Source organism: Altererythrobacter sp. (assembly GCF_050299635.1).
GTDB lineage: Bacteria > Pseudomonadota > Alphaproteobacteria > Sphingomonadales > Sphingomonadaceae > Erythrobacter.
The window spans coordinates 1-16,962 of the sequence record NZ_JBNKWF010000015.1; the positions used below are offsets into that span (position 1 = coordinate 1).

The 16,962-nt window shown below is 62.4% G+C and carries 18 protein-coding genes; 10 read left to right on the forward strand and 8 right to left on the reverse strand.

Annotated elements, in window-relative coordinates; genetic code table 11:
- The coding region (locus tag ACQY6C_RS09285; RefSeq protein WP_427967973.1) for a sulfotransferase at positions 1 to 318 on the forward strand (318 nt) is incomplete at its 5' end.
- 13 nt (positions 319 to 331) lie between these two features.
- Here ACQY6C_RS09285 and ACQY6C_RS09290 read toward each other — a convergent pair.
- Together ACQY6C_RS09290 and ACQY6C_RS09295 are read right to left on the reverse strand one after the other, a co-directional pair.
- The gene (locus ACQY6C_RS09290; protein WP_427967976.1) at positions 332 to 1,255 is read right to left on the reverse strand and encodes a calcium/sodium antiporter; all 924 of its coding nucleotides are present in this window, start codon (positions 1,253 to 1,255) and stop codon (positions 332 to 334) included.
- Positions 1,256 to 1,282: 27 nt separating this feature from the next.
- A complete protein-coding gene (locus tag ACQY6C_RS09295; protein WP_427967979.1) occupies positions 1,283 to 1,906 on the reverse strand; it encodes a ribonuclease HII in 624 nt (207 codons plus the stop codon).
- Between ACQY6C_RS09295 and ACQY6C_RS09300 the strand changes: the two genes are divergently transcribed.
- From ACQY6C_RS09300 to ACQY6C_RS09325, 6 genes are all read left to right on the forward strand, one after another.
- Positions 1,905 to 3,074, forward strand: coding sequence for a PQQ-dependent sugar dehydrogenase (locus tag ACQY6C_RS09300; protein ID WP_427967982.1), 1,170 nt, complete (start codon positions 1,905 to 1,907; stop codon positions 3,072 to 3,074). The two genes, ACQY6C_RS09295 and ACQY6C_RS09300, sit on opposite strands and share 2 nt — an antisense overlap.
- A gap of 63 nt (positions 3,075 to 3,137) precedes the next feature.
- Complete coding sequence (locus ACQY6C_RS09305) at positions 3,138 to 3,692, forward strand: GNAT family N-acetyltransferase (protein ID WP_427967985.1); 555 nt, start codon at positions 3,138 to 3,140, stop codon at positions 3,690 to 3,692.
- Positions 3,693 to 3,823: 131 nt separating this feature from the next.
- A complete protein-coding gene (locus tag ACQY6C_RS09310; RefSeq protein ID WP_427967988.1) occupies positions 3,824 to 4,372 on the forward strand; it encodes a DUF1285 domain-containing protein in 549 nt (182 codons plus the stop codon).
- Entirely contained in the window at positions 4,369 to 5,016 is a 648-nt protein-coding gene (locus tag ACQY6C_RS09315) for a CoA pyrophosphatase (protein WP_427967991.1), read from the forward strand. Before ACQY6C_RS09310 ends, ACQY6C_RS09315 begins: the two co-directional genes overlap by 4 nt.
- On the forward strand, positions 5,006 to 6,196 hold the full coding sequence (locus ACQY6C_RS09320) for a CCA tRNA nucleotidyltransferase (protein ID WP_427967994.1): 1,191 nt from the start codon (positions 5,006 to 5,008) through the stop codon (positions 6,194 to 6,196). The genes ACQY6C_RS09315 and ACQY6C_RS09320 overlap by 11 nt, the downstream gene beginning before the upstream one ends.
- 230 nt (positions 6,197 to 6,426) lie before the next feature.
- Complete coding sequence (locus ACQY6C_RS09325; RefSeq protein ID WP_427967997.1) at positions 6,427 to 6,936, forward strand: hypothetical protein; 510 nt, start codon at positions 6,427 to 6,429, stop codon at positions 6,934 to 6,936.
- 71 nt (positions 6,937 to 7,007) lie between these two features.
- Here the strand turns inward: ACQY6C_RS09325 and parC are convergent, their stop codons facing one another.
- Entirely contained in the window at positions 7,008 to 9,308 is a 2,301-nt protein-coding gene (gene parC, locus ACQY6C_RS09330; protein WP_427968000.1) for a DNA topoisomerase IV subunit A, read from the reverse strand.
- A gap of 152 nt (positions 9,309 to 9,460) precedes the next feature.
- On the opposite strand from parC, the gene ACQY6C_RS09335 reads away from it, so the two are divergent.
- A complete protein-coding gene (locus ACQY6C_RS09335; protein WP_427968003.1) occupies positions 9,461 to 10,630 on the forward strand; it encodes a cytochrome-c peroxidase in 1,170 nt (389 codons plus the stop codon).
- On the opposite strand, the gene ACQY6C_RS09340 is transcribed toward ACQY6C_RS09335, so the two are convergent.
- The 4 genes from ACQY6C_RS09340 to ACQY6C_RS09355 all read right to left on the reverse strand — a co-directional run bounded on the left by ACQY6C_RS09340 (position 10,631) and on the right by ACQY6C_RS09355 (position 15,119).
- Entirely contained in the window at positions 10,631 to 12,265 is a 1,635-nt protein-coding gene (locus tag ACQY6C_RS09340) for a hypothetical protein (RefSeq protein WP_427968006.1), read from the reverse strand.
- 246 nt (positions 12,266 to 12,511) lie between these two features.
- A complete protein-coding gene (locus ACQY6C_RS09345; protein WP_427968009.1) occupies positions 12,512 to 12,847 on the reverse strand; it encodes a 2Fe-2S iron-sulfur cluster-binding protein in 336 nt (111 codons plus the stop codon).
- On the reverse strand, positions 12,844 to 13,923 hold the full coding sequence (locus ACQY6C_RS09350; RefSeq protein WP_427968012.1) for a cysteine desulfurase family protein: 1,080 nt from the start codon (positions 13,921 to 13,923) through the stop codon (positions 12,844 to 12,846). Before ACQY6C_RS09350 ends, ACQY6C_RS09345 begins: the two co-directional genes overlap by 4 nt.
- Positions 13,924 to 14,006: 83 nt before the next feature.
- Positions 14,007 to 15,119, reverse strand: coding sequence for a cysteine desulfurase family protein (locus ACQY6C_RS09355; protein ID WP_427968015.1), 1,113 nt, complete (start codon positions 15,117 to 15,119; stop codon positions 14,007 to 14,009).
- A gap of 75 nt (positions 15,120 to 15,194) precedes the next feature.
- Between ACQY6C_RS09355 and ACQY6C_RS09360 the strand changes: the two genes are divergently transcribed.
- Both ACQY6C_RS09360 and ACQY6C_RS09365 read left to right on the forward strand, forming a co-directional pair.
- Positions 15,195 to 15,851: an alpha/beta hydrolase gene (locus ACQY6C_RS09360; RefSeq protein WP_427968018.1), complete on the forward strand. Its 657-nt coding sequence runs from the start codon at positions 15,195 to 15,197 to the stop codon at positions 15,849 to 15,851.
- 218 nt (positions 15,852 to 16,069) lie between these two features.
- Positions 16,070 to 16,741, forward strand: a complete 672-nt coding sequence (locus ACQY6C_RS09365) for an energy transducer TonB (protein WP_427968020.1) — start codon at positions 16,070 to 16,072, stop codon at positions 16,739 to 16,741.
- Here the strand turns inward: ACQY6C_RS09365 and ACQY6C_RS09370 are convergent.
- Entirely contained in the window at positions 16,738 to 16,938 is a 201-nt protein-coding gene (locus tag ACQY6C_RS09370) for a hypothetical protein (protein ID WP_427968023.1), read from the reverse strand. The two genes, ACQY6C_RS09365 and ACQY6C_RS09370, sit on opposite strands and share 4 nt — an antisense overlap.
- Positions 16,939 to 16,962: the final 24 nt, after the last annotated feature.

Genomic DNA, 16,962 nt, shown 5'->3' on the forward strand with positions numbered 1-16,962 from the left:
GTCTTCGCGCCATTCGGAGACCGCGTGAATGACCGCGCCTTCATGACCGATTGGTTCGCCCGGCGGAACCAGGAAGTGATCGACAGCCTGCCGCCGGAACGCCTGCTGGTTTACAACCCCAAGGAGGGTTGGGAACCGCTCTGCGCATTCCTGGGCGTGGCTGTGCCCGCCGAGCCACTGCCCCGTGTGAACAGCCGCGACGAATTGCTCGATGCATCCGACCAGACCGAAGGCATTCCCGCCGATCCGGAAGCGGCCGAGGCTTTCGGTCGGAACTATATCAAGGAATTGAAGGCCAAGGCATTCGCCGCTGGCTAATTGGCGCGATCGATCAACCCGCCAGCGACATGGCGGTGTTGACGGCAAAAATCATCACCAGCGCCGCGCCCGCGACGCGGCCGATCTGCTTCGCCGTCGCCAGCATGACGAGTAGCGCGAATGCCGAAACCGCCAACAGCACCAGCTGATAGGTAAGCAGGCTGGCGGGTACCGGATGCGGCGCAACGCTCATCGTCACACCACCGATCAGCAGGATGTTGTAGATATTCGATCCAATCACATTGCCCAGCGCCAGCCCCGGCTTGCCGCGCACGGCTGCAGCGATCGAAGCTGCAAGCTCGGGCAAGGACGTACCGACGGCGACCACCGTCAGACCGATCACCGTCTCGCTCACGCCGATCAGTTCGGCGAGGTCGATCGCTGCACCGACCAGAAGATTGCCGCCGAGTACCAGCAGCACTAGCCCGGAGACAAAGAACAGCCCCGCCAGCCCGATGGCCGGAGCGGGTTCGTCATCCACCTCCTCGTCGGTCGGTCGCGGGTGATTGTAGCGCCAGTAGATATAGGCCACCAGCAGAGCGAGCAGCACCACGCCGAGCCACATCGATCCGATCTGCAGCGCCGTCACCGCCCACAGCACCAGCGTCGCCAACAATGCGATGACGCCATCACGCTTGCCGGTGCCGGTAAGCGCGATAGGCATTACGAGCGCGCAAACGCCGAGGATGAGAAGAGTGTTGGCGAGGTTGGATCCGACGATATTGCCCCAGGCAAGTTCGGGCGAGCCCATCAGCGCGGCTTCCACGCTAGCGACCATTTCAGGCATGGAAGTCGCGGCGCCGACGATCACCAGCCCGGTGATGAGGTGGGAGATACCCAGATGCCGGGCTATGCCGACAGAACCGCGCACCAGCAGTTCACCGCCCACTGCCAGCCCGGCTAGCCCCGCAAGGCTGAACAGAATCGCTTCGATCATGAAGCAGGATGTAAGCGATAATCTCGGCTAAAGAAGAGACAATTGCGCGACAGGCGCGAAACTGCGGCGGTGGAGCGGTGTGGGTCCATGTAAACGCAACGCCTCCATGTGCTCGGCGGTTCCATAGCCCTTGTTGCGTTCCCAGCCGTAATGCGGATGAGTCGCGGCAGCTTCAACCATCAGCCTGTCGCGCCATTCCTTGGCAATGATCGATGCGGCGGAGATGGCAGGCTCGATCCCGTCCCCGCCCACTATCGCCCGTGCCGGCCAGCACCAGCCGTCGCAGCGCCCATGCGGCGTCATATTGCCGTCGATCAACACGGATTGCGGCGAACCAGGCAGCAGTCGAACCAGCCTGCCAACCGCTTCGGTCATCGCTTGCATGGTTGCTGCGAAGATATTGATCCGGTCGATTTCGGGAGGCTCGATCACCGCCACGGCCCAGGCGCAACTCGCGCGGATACCTTCATCGAGTGTAGCGCGGCGTTTGGAAGAAAGACGCTTGGAATCGTCGAGCCCTTTGGGGCAGGATGGGCCAAGAACCACGGCTGCCGCGACAACCGGGCCGGCGAGCGGGCCACGTCCCGCTTCGTCCACGCCCACGACCAATGGTGCGGCACCAAATTCGATTTGAGGAGTTCCTGATTGCATGACCACGCTTGCAAAAATGTCGCCCCCCATATTCCTCGTGCTGCTGCTGACCGCAAGCTGCGGAGCCACGGTGGGTGTGGACACTCCTGCAAGTGAACGTGTCGATGCAAGCGAAGCGTTCACAATCGAGGAACAGGCGACGTTCGACGAGCCCTGGGCGGCGGATTTCCTACCCGGCACCGATGTGCTGGTCGTGACCGAGAAGGCAGGCACGATCCGCGGCTATGACACGACCAGCGGCGAGAGCTTCGCGATTTCGGGCGCTCCGAAGGTCGATTACGGCGGACAGGGCGGCCTGGGCGATGTCGCTTTCCTGCAGAGCGAAGCTTCAGACACGATTGGCTCGCGCACGATCTATCTGAGCTGGGCCGAAGCGGGCGAAGGCGATGCGCGCGGCGCAGCGGTGGGCAAGGGCCAGCTCGTCTGCACCGCGAGCAGGGATTGCGCGGTGGAAGGACTTACAGTGATCTGGCGCCAGCGGCCCAAGGTAACAGGGCGCGGCCACTACTCGCATCGTCTGCTGCTTTCACCCGATGAGCGCTATCTGTTCGTCTCAAGCGGAGATCGGCAGAAACTGACGCCTGCGCAGGACACTTCAAACACGTTGGGCACGATCGTGCGGCTCAATCTCGACGGGACGCCCGCCGCGGGCAACCCCTTCGCTGAGCGCGGATCGCCGAGCGACGAGATCTGGTCCTTCGGCCACCGCAATGTGCTGGGGCTCGATTGGGATGCAGAGGGGCGCTTGTGGAATCTCGAGCATGGCCCGCGCGGCGGCGATGAGCTCAACCTGGTGGACCCCGGCGCGAATTACGGCTGGCCGGTCGTGTCGAACGGCGTCCACTATAATGGAAGCGGGATTCCCGATCATGAGACCCGCCCCGACCTCGCCGCGCCTGCGATCAGCTGGAATCCGGTCATCGCGCCAGGAGACCTGCATTTCTATCGCGGCGGGTTGTTCCCCGGCTGGCGCGGCGATGCACTGATTCCGGGGCTCTCGGTTCAATCGCTCGTACGGGTCGAAATCGAAGGCGAAAGCGCGCGCGAAGCGGCCCGTTATGGCTTCGACAGCCGCATCCGCGAAGTGGTCGAAGGCCCGGACGGTGCGCTGTGGCTGCTGGAGGACGGCAAAGGCGCGCACCTGCTGAGGCTCACGCCAAAGCCTTAATCGTCGCGCCCCAAGCGCAATTTCATCGACAGCATTGCGCAACAGGCCTAATCGCGCGGCCCCATGGCGAGTCTGATCCCTCTTGCGAATGTGAGTCCCGAGCTGATTGAGCAATTGCTCGACCGTGCTTTCGGGCCGGATCGCCATGCCCGCACCGCTTACCGCATCCGCGAAGGAACCCAATGGCTCGAAGCTCTGAGCTTCGCTGCTCTCGACGATGAGGACATGCTTGTCGGGACGATCCAGGTCTGGCCGGTGGCACTGACCGATCCCGACGGGCGACCGCATCCGATGCTGATGGTTGGCCCGGTCGCGGTCCTGCCAGAGCACCAGAGCCGGGGCTATGGCAAGGCGCTGATGGTCGCGGCGCTCGATGCGGTGGACAACGGCCCGCAAGACGCGCCATCTTTGCCGCAGGTGATGATCGGCGATCCCGAATATTACGGCCGGTTCTTCGGCTTCAGGGCAGAACACACCGGCGGCTGGCATTGCCCGGGCCCCAACGATCCTGCGCGCCTGCTCGCCCGCTGTGCCAATCCCGCCATCCTTCCTGCCGAAGGGATGTTGGGGCCTTGGCATTCCTCCCCCACAGGGGGAGAGGAACCGCGAGACGCGTAGCGGCTCGGGGTGGAGGTGCACCCTTGGCAAGCTCGATCGCCGATTGCACCCCTCCACCACTTGCGGTAGTCCCCCTCCCCGCGACGGGGAGGATTGAGTCATTAGACCTCATCTGGCATCGCCATTTCCAGATGCCCTATGAGCCCCCACCCCATCTGGCCGAATTGACATTGGCCGAGATCGCCGAGCAGGTTGCCGCGCGCAAGCTGCCCCCCGTGGAAGGATGGGCACCCGAGAAGCAGGGCGACAGCATGATGCGGATCGCTGCCGACGGCACATGGTTCCATGAAGGATCGCCGATCCGCCGCGAGGCAATGGTCCGCGCCTTTTCCGGTCTGCTGACGCGCGACGAGTCCGGTCAACATTGGCTCGTGACACCGTTCGAGAAGTTGACGATCGAAGTGGAAGATGCGGGCTTCATCGCCACCGATGTGGCACGCAAGGATGATGGGCTGGCCTTCCGCCTCAGTACTGATGAACTGGTGATCGCCGGGCCGGACCATGCGCTCATCGCACGCGGCGATGCGGAAACTCCCGCGATCTATCTCCATGTCCGGCGCGGCTGCGAAGCGCGGCTCAACCGCAGCACTTACCAGCAGCTTGCAGAGATCGCGCTAGCGGAAAGCGACGACTGGACGGTCGAAAGCCAGGGGGAGCGTTATTCGCTGCTGCCCGCATGAATGCGCTTTATGACCAGCTTGCGGCCCTTCTGGAGCAGGGGCATCGCGAAGACATCCCCGATCTGCTCAGCGATGCGCGCTTCGCTCATGCAGAGCGGACCGCCGATGCGGCCGTGCTGATCGCGGTGACCGCGCGTCCTTTCGGCCTCAAGCAGCGAAGCGATAGGCCGGATTTCGACGGCCCCGGCGTGATCCTGACGCAGCGCCCGCAAGATATGCGCAACCATCCTGGCCAGGTCGCTTTCCCCGGAGGCAAGATCGATCCGGGTGAGAACGCAGTCCAGGCGGCCTTGCGCGAGGCGGAAGAGGAGCTCGCACTGCACCGAGAACATGTGCGCGTGATTGGCACCACCGATCGTTATCGGACAGGCACAGGCTTCGACGTAACGCCCGTGCTTGCCGTTATCCCGCCCGATCTCGATCTGACCCCCAATCCGCATGAAGTCGAAGACTGGTTCGAAGCACCGCTCTCGCTCCTGCTCCAGCGCGAGAACTGGACCGAACAGGAGGTCTTTTGGAAGGGGGAGATGCGCCAATACCTCGAAATGCACTACAAGGGCTTTCGTATCTGGGGCGTCACTGCAGCGATTATCGCCAATCTGTCGCGCCGGATCGGACATGAGGGGTTGTTCGATGAGCGCTGATCTGAAGGCAGCGGAGTGGACCGAGCGAGAGGGACTGCGCGCGCTGATCGCTGCGCTTGGAGCGGAGAACATTCGCTGGGTCGGCGGTGCGATCCGCGACACGCTGCTGCATACGCCTGTCGCCGACGTCGATTGCGCCACTGTCCACCTTCCGGATGTCGTCATGCAAATGTGCAAGGACGCGGGCATCCGCACCGTCCCAACCGGGATCGATCATGGCACCGTGACGGCAGTTCTGCGCGACGGGCCGGTCGAAATCACCACCTTGCGTCGTGACGTCTCGACCGATGGCCGCCGCGCCACCGTCGCCTTTGCCCAGGCGTGGGAGGAAGACGCCGCGCGGCGCGATTTCACCATCAATGCGCTCTATGCCCATCCCGAAACACTGGAGATTTCCGACTATTTCGGCGGGCTTGATGACCTTGCCGCGCGGCGCGTACGCTTTATCGGCGATGCGCGCGCGAGGATCGCGGAAGATCATCTGCGCATCCTGCGCTATTTTCGCTTCCAGGCGCGCTTCGGCGCCGAGCTGGACCAGGAGGCGGAGGAAGCCTGCGCCGATCTGGCCCCGACACTGAAAGGATTGAGCCGCGAACGGATCGCGATGGAACTGCTCGCCATCCTCGCTCTACCTAACCCTCACCCGACCGTCGCCCGCATGTTCGCTCGCGGGGTACTCGGCGTGATCCTGCCGGAAACCTGCAAGCCGCACATCGACGCGCTTGAGCGCCTCATCGCTGCAGAACAGGATCAGGGAATTGCGCCCGATCCGATCCGCCGACTTGCCGCCTTGCTGCCGCCAATTGCGGAAATTGCGGAGACGGTGGCAGCGCGCTTGCGGCTTTCGCGAGCGCAGCGGGCACATCTCGTCTGCGACGCCGACCGGCAGGAAAGCGACCTCTCACACGCGCGTGCGCTGGCCTATCTCGAGGACCTGGCCTGCGCCATCGATCGGGTGCTGCTGCAAGGCGGGGACACCTCTCCCTTGCGCGATTGGGAGGTCCCTCGCCTCCCCCTGAAGGGAGGGCAGATCGTCGCGCGCGGCGTAGCCGCCGGCCCGGATGTCGCAAGAATATTGCGCGCTGTTGAGGCCAAATGGATCGAAGAAGGCTTCCCCGGGGAAAAAAGAATCGCAAGCTTGCTCGACGCGGAACTGGCTGGGCACAAAGGCGATTCCTAGCCTGAACCCGTCTTAAGCGGGGCTTCATATTGGTAGCGCTACAACAGAGACGGTTGTCACGCCGCCCTGCTTTTAGCTATGGCGCGTCACCGCAAGGGCCCTTTGTGTGCCCTGCACATATGGCGAGCCGGCCCTATTCGGCATGCCAGACAATTCATCCCGAGGTCGCCGGCGCCGCTACTGGACAACGGTTGGCGGCGCTATTGAAGTTGAGAAATTGGAGAGATTGAATGAAATTCGCGAAGCTTGCCATCCTGGCCACCGCCCTGGCGGCGACCCCGATCGCGGCTAGCGCTGCCGATGTACAGGCCGGTGCAACCGTTTATGGCCCCGAAGGCAATCCTGTCGGAACGATTGAAAGCGTGGCCAATGGCCAGGCAGTGCTCGACACGGGCAAGCACAAGGTCCCGCTGGGCCTTGCATCCTTTGGCGAAGGTGAAACCGGACCGACCATTACCGTCACCAAGGTTCAGCTCAACCAGATGATGGACCAGCAGGTCGCTGCCGCTGCCGCCAAGCGTGACGCCGCGCTGCTGGTCGGCGCTTCTGTTGTGAGTGCAGACGGGCAATCGGCGGGGATGGTCAAGGAAATCAATGACGAAACCGATGCTGTCGTTGTCGAACGCGAAGCTGGCCTCGTCACGCTCAAGCGCGAGCATTTTGCGGTCGACGGGAGCGGCGCGCTGATGGCGCTGTTCACGCTCGCCCAGATCGACGGCGCGACTGTCAGCAACCAGTAAGCTCGAACCGCTGGGTTGATTGAGGGCCGTGGGCGGATGCGCCTGCGGCCCTTTTTCTATTGCCGGGAGGGTCACTCTCCCGAGAAGCGATTGTCCTTCGGGAAGCCCTGCGGCGGCATCCGGCCCGCCGCGCCGCGCGCGACCTTCCATTGCCAGATATCGCTCTCGGTCCGGGTGCGATCGCCCTTCCCGCCCATCTGCCAGCTCAGCCCGTCCGCCAGAACGAAGGTCTTGGCATCGCAAAGCCCGCCGTCACGATAGCGTTGCAGCATCACGCCCTGGCCACGGCCCAGCACGGGCACTTCTTCCAGGTTGAACACGACCAGCTTGCGGTTCTCGCCCACGCAGGCGACATGGTCATGTCCTTCGCCGATCTGACGCATGACAACCAACCTGGCATCGCCCTTGAGGTTGACCACCTGCTTGCCCTTGCGCGTTTCGGCCAGCAATTCACTGGTTTCCGCGACGAAGCCCTTGCCCGTGCTTGAGGCAAGCAGCAACCGGCCCTCGGGCTTGTGCACCACCATGCCTGCGACGCGGGTTTCCGCCTCGAGGTCGATCATCGACTGCACGGGCTCGCCAAAGCCGCGCGCACTGGGGAGCTTGTCAGCACCAAGTGTGTAGAAGCGCCCGTTCTCCGCTGCGATCAGGATCTTGTCGGTGGTCTGGGCATGGGCGATGAAGCCCAGCTCGTCGCCTTCCTTGTACTTGAACTCCTGGTCGAGCGGGACATGCCCGCTGGCCGCGCGAATCCAGCCCTTTTTCGAGAGTATCACCGTGACCGGCGCCTTCTCGATCATCGCGTCCATGCTGAACTCGACCGCGGGCGCTGCTTCCTCGATCCGCGTGCGGCGGCGGCCCAGCGCGGTGTCCTCACCATATTCCTTGCGCAGCGCATTGAGGTCGCGCTTCAAACGCGTGCGCTGGCGTGCGGGCGATCCGAGCAGCTTTTCGAGCTCGTCCTGCTCCGCCAGCAACTCGTCCTTCTCCTGCCGCAGCTGCATTTCCTCAAGCTTGCGCAAGCTGCGGAGCCGCATGTTGAGGATCGCTTCGGCCTGTCGCTCGGTGAGCTTGAATTCCTCCATCATCACCGCTTTGGGATCGTCCTCGTAGCGGATGATCTCGATCACGCGGTCGAGATTGAGGAAGGTGATGATGTAGCCTTCGACCAGTTCCAGCCGCCGCGCGATCTGGTCCAGCCGGTGCTGGCTGCGGCGCTGGAGAATGTCGATCTGGCTCGCGGTCCAGTTCTGCAGCAGTTCCTTCAGGCCCATCACCATCGGCGTGCGCGTAGCGTCGAGCACATTGAGGTTAAGGCCGAAGCGCGTTTCGAGATCGGTCAGCTTGAACAGCGATTCCTTGAGCAGTTCAGGATCGACATTGCGGCTGCGCGGGACCAGCACGATACGGATCTGCTCATCGCTCTCGTCGCGCACATCGTCCAGGATCGGCAGCTTCTTGTCGGCGATCGCCTGTGCGATCTGCTCGATCAGCTTGCCCTTCTGGACCTGGTAGGGGATTTCCGAAATGACGAGTTGCCACTGGCCCCCGCCAAGCCGTTCGATGCCTGCATCGCGATCCTCTGCCTTGTCCGCTTCGGCGGCGTGGAAGACACCGCGCACCCGGAACGAACCGCGCCCCGTCTCATAGGCGTCCGCGATCTGGGCCGGCGGGTCCACGATCTGGCCGCCGGTCGCGAAATCGGGCCCGTGAAACAGTTCCATCAGCCGCGCGTGTTCGACATGCGGATTGTCGATCAATTCCAGCGTGGCGTCGATAATCTCGGCCACATTGTGGCTGGGAATATTGGTCGCCATGCCTACCGCGATCCCGCTGGCCCCATTGGCGAGCAGATTGGGGAACAGGCCGGGGAATATCTCCGGCTCCTGCTCTTCGCCATTGTAGGTCGGGATGAAATCGACCGTGCCTTCGTCGAGGCCTTGCATCAACTGCAAGGCGGTCTTGGTCAGTCGCGCTTCGGTGTAGCGATAGGCGGCGGCATTATCGCCATCGATATTGCCGAAATTGCCCTGTCCCTCGACCAGCGGATAACGCAGCGCGAAATCCTGCGCCAGGCGAACCATCGCATCATAGACCGACGCATCACCATGCGGGTGGTACTTGCCGATCACGTCACCGACCACGCGCGCGCTCTTCTTGAATGCGCTATTCGGATCGAGCTTCAATTGCCGCATCGCCCACAGCAAGCGACGGTGAACCGGCTTCAACCCATCACGCAGATCAGGCAGCGAGCGCGCGGTAATGGTCGAGAGCGCATAGACGAGATAGCGTTCTTCCAGCGCGGAATCGAACGGCGCATCTACGATAGCGTCAAAGGGATCGGGCTCGGGCATATCAATCACGTCAGACATTGCTCACGCGCTTAGCAACGCGCGCGCCGCTGTGGGAGAGGCGTTTCCACAGGAATGGGCCAAATCGCCTTGCAGGGTTGTCGATGCCTGTTGGCGAATGATCCAGCTTCAGAGTAGCTCTACGCAGCGATCGGTCATACAGATTGCAGGACATGCGCCTCACCACATTCATCCTCTCGCTCGCATTGCCGCTCGCGCTGGCTTCATGCAGCAACCCGGAAAGTGGCCAGACCGCGGTAACTCCGGACGGCGTAAGAGAAGCCACCACGATCGACTTTGCCAGAGTTGCGAACTACGCCTCGCCCGAATTGCCAGCCTATTTCGATCGAACGGTTTCGGTACTAGACAACAGCCCTGCATCGAACCCGCCTGACGATCGGATCGCGACACTGGGCCGGGTTCTGTTTTACGATCTTCGATTGAGCACGAATGACCGTGCGTCCTGCGCGTCCTGCCACCAGCAGTCGTTCGGATTTACCGACCCTATGCGGTTCAGCAACGGGATCAGCAGCGCAGCCACTACTGAAGCCCACTCGATGCGGCTGGCCAATTTGCGCTATTGGCAACCCGGCACGGCGTTCTGGGACCGACGCGCAAAGACCGTGGAAGATCAGGTGAGCGACCCGATCCACAGCCTGGTTGAGCTTGGCTGGGGAGGTGCCGCAGGCGACATTGACGACCTGATCGCAAAACTGGACCGGACCGAATATTATCCCGAGCTGTTCGAATGGGCTTTTGGCACATCGAAGATAAGTGAACCGCGTATTCAACGCGCACTTGCCCAATTCGTGCGGGCCATGGTTTCAAGCTCGAGCCGCTGGGACGAAGGTTATGCGAAGGTCTTTTCAGCGGAGGCACCAAACCGGGCGCTGGACGTCGACCTGCCCAATTTCACGCCGCAGCAAAATCGCGGCCGATATCTGTTCATGACCGGCGTGGACCGGGGCGGTGCGGGATGCTCGGCTTGCCATCTCCCGCCAACCTTCGCGCTGGAAGGAAACGCGGGCAGCAACGGGCTTGATGCAGGCGAGACCCGGCGGTTCAAGGCACCGTCTCTGCGCAATGTCGGATTGACCGGGCCCTATATGCACGACGGCCGATTTGAGACGCTTGAACAGGTGATTGATTTCTACGTCGGCGGAATTGAGGATGGCTCTGCGCTTGATCCGCGTCTGAAGCAGGGCTCGCGTCCACAGCGGCTGTCGCTCAGCGGAGCCGATCGCGCAGCACTGGTTGCCTTTCTGAATACGCTCAATGATCCGGTGCTGATTGCTGACGAGCGATTCGGCGATCCATTCCGCCGCGAACCCTTTGGCCAATGATCAGCTGGCGCGGATCGCAAACAGGGTTGCATTGTTGATCGCATAGACTCCGCCGTCGGCACCAACCAGCGTCGGCGTATAGGCCTGGCCAAGTCCGGAGGTCAGCCGGATGTTCTGCGAGAGCGTGTTGGTCGAGAGATCCCACCGGTACATCTTCCCGTCCTCATTGTTGGCAAGCACCGAATTGCGTTCGGGATCGACAGCCATGGTGTTGATGCACCATTCGCGCCTTGCAGTCGCCGATCCGCCATCGAGCGTGGGGCCAAGAATCGTCAGCACTTCGCTCATCACCGTCACGCTCGGTATGATTGGATCGGCCTGGCTCCCGGTCGGGTCGAGGATCGCGAGCCGGTTCAGTCCGTCACCGGTCCCGACGCCATTGTAATTGTTGTATTTGACCGCGATGAGATAGCTGGCGGAGCCGGAATAGGACGGCACCATGGAAGCCGGGATGATGCTGGGCGAAACGTCCCAGCCAAAACTTCCCGGCACGCCCGCCGGATCGAGCTGCGCATCAAACTGAAGCAGCCAGCCACGCGCATTGTGGGTGGGGAATTGCGCCTCCAGCACACCGTAGTAAACCTTGTCGTCCGGCCCGACGACGGGCGCGGCTGTGCCATCGTCGCTGATACGCGCGCCGGTGCCCAGATTGGGGTCCACCAGCGCTACCTTGGCCCGCGTCGCCAGCGTTGTGCTGTCAAGCGCCAGCAGATAGCCCGTCTGCACCACCCCCGACACGCGAGGCTGGTTGACCGCAATGTAAACAGTGCCGCCATCGTTCGAAATTGCCGGCGCACAGTTCATTGCCGGCTTCTCGATCGAACCATCGCCCGCTGCGGCGGCCGCACCTACCCAGGTACCGACCCCTGCGGGCGTGACCCGAGCGATACCGCTGACGAGACCAGCCGGGTTTGCGCCCGTCACATGGAAGCCGAAGAAGATATTGCCCGCGGCGTCAGCAGTGAGCGGCGTGTTGATGAACACTGTGGTGTCATAGGTTGCCGGGTCTGCGTTGTAAGTGGCTTCGCCGAAGAACACGACAGGCGTCAGCGTACCTGTCGCAGCATCGGCATCTGTACGCATCAGCAGTTTTCCGCCCGCGCCCGGAGCATAGAGCCGCCCCTGCGCGGTCAATTGCGGATTGTACGGCGGGACCCAATTATGAGGCGGAAACACATAATCCGTAGTTGCCGACCAGATCAGCGCCCCGCTTGCGCCATTGCGGCCTTCAATACGCAGGCTTCCGGTCGCAGTGGTCTTCACCGGCAGGACCACCGTATTGTTGGTCGTGACGATCGGTGAGCCATAATGCGTGAGCAGAGCTCCCGATGGCGTATATTGCGGCGCCAGATCGACCGGAGTTGACCAGGCAATGACTCCCAAATCCTGCGATGCGATGTCGCTTTGGCCGGTATGCTGCGCATCCCGCCCATAGCCAAACCAGGCAGGCCCTGAAGTGGGTGTAGGCGTCGGTGTTGGGGTCGGAGTCGGCGTTGGGGTCGGCGTGGGCGAGCCGCCACCGCCTCTGCCTCCACCACCGCCACAGGTCGCCAGGAAAATTGACGATGACAGCAGCAGCAATGCCTTGCGGCGGGAGATGCGATCAAGGTCGCGCGCCGAGTCCGTATCAGACATGGCCCGCACATCTAGCATTCGAATTGAACCGAAGGGAGAGCAATTTCCACAGGAACGGATGGGACAGTGGATCTTCCGACTCAGGAGCTAGCCCATATCGAAGCCAAAGACTTGTTTGTCGAAAGGGTCAGTTCGCTTGCGAAGTGGCTCAACTACCTGCCCGTGACCAATTGACCGGAGCTGTGGCACGCCCGCGATCCTGGTTCTCCTATTCCTTGAACGGCGTAATCAGAAAATGCCTCTTCCTCACATCCGCTGCATGTCGTGCGCCTCTGCGGGGACGGTAACGGTCAGACCATCCAGCTCCTGCGTCAGCTCGATCTGGCAGGAGAGGCGGCTGGTCCGTTTCACCCCGGCAGCGAAATCCAGCATGTCTTCCTCTTCGTCAGAGGCTCCGGGCAGTTTGCCGAACCATTCGGGATCGACGATCACGTGGCAGGTCGAGCAAGCCATCTGCCCTTCGCAAGTGCCCTCCAGCGGCAGGCCCTTGGCCTGTCCCAACCGCAGCAAATTTTCGCCGACCTCACCGTCCGCTTCCACTGTGTGGCCCTGCGGATCGATGAAATTCACACGAATGCTCACAAACCCTGCTCCTTTGCCGCTGCATTGATGGCTTTTGCCGCGGTTTCGATTTCGTCGAGCGTCGTATAGCGCCCCATTCCGATCCGGATAGAGCTTTTGGCCTGAGCATCGGTCAAACCGATCGCCTTGAGCACATGACTGGGCCTGCCCGATCCGCTGGCGCAAGCGCTTCCTGCGCTGAACATCACATCACGGCATTCGGATATCAGGCGGGCGACGTCGAGCCCGTCCTTGCGGATATTGAGATTGCCGTGCCAGCGTGCATCTGCGCTGCCGTTAAGCGTCCAGTCCTCGAACAATTCGCGTGCGCGCGTCCACAGTGCTTCGAGATGTGCTGCGTCCGCTTCCATGCGCTCTTGAGCTAGCTGCGCTGCCGCGCCGAAACCCGCGATCAGCGCAGGGCTGAGCGTGCCAGAACGCAGACCTTCCTGCAGCCCGCCCGTCACCTGCGGATCGAGCTCGAGCCCGTCACGGACCCAGAGCGCGCCGACACCCTTGGGGCCATAGACCTTGTGCGAACTGATCGCGATCAGGTCCGCCTCTTCAACGTGGATCTTGCCATAGGATTGCACCGCGTCGACCAGCAGCAGTGCGCCCGCCTCGCGTGCCTTTTCGCGCCAGGGAGCCAGGCCCTGGATCGTGCCGATCTCATTGTTCACCGCCATGACCGCGACCAGCCCGGTGTCTTCCGACAGCGCATCGCCGCTATCGGCCTTTCCCTTCGCGTCGACCGGGATTTCGTGCCAATTGCCCAAGGCAAAGGCAGTATCCCGTACCGCCGCATGTTCGATAGCACTGAAGGCAATTCCAGGCTTTCGCCGCGAGGCCGAACCACGCATCGCCAGGTTGATCGCTTCGCAGGCATTGCCGGTAAAGACGATGCGACCGCCGGGCGGAAATAGCGCTGCGATTTTCTCGCGCGCAGCCTCAACAGTGGCAGCCGCCATGCGGCCCATCCGATGCGGCGAATGCGGATTGCCGAATGTGTCGCTCTCCGCCCCACCCAGCCAGCGCAGCATGGCATCACGCGCTTCGGCAGCGAGCGGTGTTGTGGCCTGATAGTCGAGATAGATCATGTCTCAGCTCTATACAGTTATTGCGCGGCAAGAGAAGTATTCCATCTGCCAGTTTTCAATGGACCGCACCGCTGCCTGATGGATTACCGCTTCGCCAGTTCCAGCCAGACCTCGCAGAATCGTTCCACCTCTTCGCGCGTCGTATTCCAGCCGGTGCTGACACGGATCACGCGCGAAGCAAGCTCGTCGTCCAGCCCAATCGCCTGCAGCACATGGCTGGTTTTCATCGTGCCTGAGGAGCAGGCGCTGCCCTGCGACACTGCGATTCCCGCCATGTCGAAACGCATCACCTGCGCGCTGGCAGACATGTTGGGCATGGCGATGGCGTGGATGTAGGGTGTGGGATTGGAAAGCTGGTCGGTCAGCCATGTGCCGCCGGCCACACGCACCTCCTCGGCCAGCTGGTCGAGCGGCTCCAGCACTTCGGGCGCGACATAGGGATCGTTCGCCGCTTCCAGCGCCGCCGCCATGCCAAGCACTCCGGGCAGATTCTCGGTTCCGCGCCGGTATCCGCGCTCATGCCCGCCAGTCGGCTTGAGCATGGCGTAATCCTTCACCAGCAGCGCGCCGACCCCGATCGGACCACCGAATTTGTGTGCGGAGACAATCGTCAGGTCAGCGTTCGGTGGAATCGGCCATTTCCCTGCGCTTTGGGCACAATCACATAGGAACAGCCCTCCGGCCTCATGCGCTATCTCGGCAATTTCCAGTACCGGCTGCTCATTGCCCGTCTCCGAATTGATCGACTGAACAGCGACCAGCGGGCGCTCGCGCTGCACAGCCTCTCGCAGCACTTCCAGATCCAGCGCGCCATCGGGGCGCACCGGAAGCCGCTCGGCATCTGGCGCAGTGCCCAAAATCGAGTCATGTTCGACCGCGCTCACCAGCCGCGCGCCAGCTTGCGCGTTGTGCAACACGAGTGCCGCAGCCTCGCTCGCGCCGCTCGTGAAAATCAGCTCATAGTCTTTTGCTATTTGGCCCAATCCCAGCGCCGCCTTGATCCGCTCGCGCGCATCCTCAAGGGCAGCGCGCGCCTTGCGCCCTTCGGCATGCGGGCTCGATGGATTGGCCCAGATCGCAATGCCCTCATCCATCGCCGCTTTCGCTTCGGGACGCAGCGGGCTGGTTGCGGCGTGATCGAGATAGATGCGTTCGGGAATGGGACGCGGCCTTAAAGATTGCGATTTTTGCTTCAAACCCTATATAGCCCGCGACTTCCCGCGCGCCACCCGGCCCGTGAGGACACGCACATCTCTGGTAGGTAACTCTCGATGCCCTCAGTCATCTTCCCCGGCCCCGAAGGCCGTCTCGAAGGTCGTTTCTCCCCGCCCCCGCGCCCGCGCGCGCCCGTGGCAATGATCCTCCACCCCCATCCCGAGGGTGGCGGCACGATGAACGACCGTATCGTTCAGCGTCTCTACCAGACCTTCGCCAACCGCGGCTTTGCCACGCTGCGTTTCAACTTTCGCGGTGTTGGCCGCAGCCAGGGCAGCTTCGACAATGGCATTGGCGAACTGAGCGATGCCGCTGCGGCGCTCGACTGGGTGCAGTCAATCCATCCCGAAGCGCAGACGACCTGGGTCGCCGGATACAGCTTCGGCGCGCTGATCGGTATGCAGCTGCTGATGCGCCGCCCCGAAGTGCGCGGCTTCATCTCGGTCGCGCCACCTGCAAACATGTATGACTTCAGCTTCCTCGCCCCCTGCCCTGCCTCGGGCATCTTCATTCAGGGCGCGGCCGATACGGTTGTGCAGCCGAGCGCTGTGCAGAAGCTGGTCGACAAGCTGCGCACGCAAAAGCACATCACGATCCATCACGAGGAAATTCCGCGTGCCAACCACTTCTTCGAGAACGAACTCGAAGACATGATGGCATCGGCGGACAATTACCTCGATTTCCGGCTCGATCCCGCCTGCCCGATCAAGTGATCTATAACTGCTACTGAAAGGGGCAGAAGCCCCGCTGACCGGCCATTTGGCGGCGGCAATGAAGCAGCGGCAGCTCCACGCTCAGCCTCCGTGCCCCGGCGCGTAACTTCGCGCATGCGCATCGCGCATTTGCATTCCATAATGTTATGTTGTAACATTTCTAGTTGGAGGAGTCCGGCATCGAATGTCCGGCCTCCGAAACTGGAGAGGAGCGAAGCATGGCTTTCACAGACAGACGCAGCGCGCGCGATCGAGGTGCCGGAATGGCGGGAGTGGTGGTGGTGCACGCCGGACTTGCCGCAATCCTGTTGGCGGGGCTGGCGGTTGGCGAGTTCACGCCACCGGAAGACGAGGGACTGGAAGGCTATACTGTCACGGTTCCGCTGCCACCGCCCCCACCGCCTGAGCCCAGGCCCGAGCGCGATCCCACGCCCGCCAATTCGACGATTTTCACGCCGCCGATACCGGATCCGCTCCCGCAGGAACCGGACTTCATCCACACGACGACAGAACTCCCGCCAATCAGCGACGACCTTGGCCTCAAGATCGTTCCGCCGATCAAGGATTTCGGGCCGCCGGTCATACCTGGCATCAAGCCGGTGGTGGCAGTGCCGCGCAATGATCCTTCTCGTTGGGTCACAGACGAAGACTACAAGCCTCGTTGGGCGCTGGAGAACATGTCAGGGACAGCCAGATTCAAGCTCGAAATCGCGGCCAATGGCAAGGTGAGCGATTGCCGCATCACCAAATCGACCGGACACGAGGCGCTGGATCGGGCGACGTGCCAGCTCATAGCCAAGCGGGCGCGTTTCAAACCGGCGAAGGATGACCAAGGCAATCCTGCCGCCGGAAGCTATTCCAGCGCGATTCGCTGGGAGCTTCCTGACTAATCGCCTTCAACCTGCGTGAGCGGCGCTTCGCCGCTCGCGTCGGGCACCGTCCAGATTGCGACATTGATCAGCGCGATCAGCGCCAGGAGCAGCATCAACAATGGCTGTTTCGCCTCACCTGTCCGGCGATACAATATGAATGCACCCGCCACCAGAGCGACAGCGGCCAGCATTACGATCGAGAGAACTGTGCCCATTGCGCCAGGTTAGTGGCTCTTTCC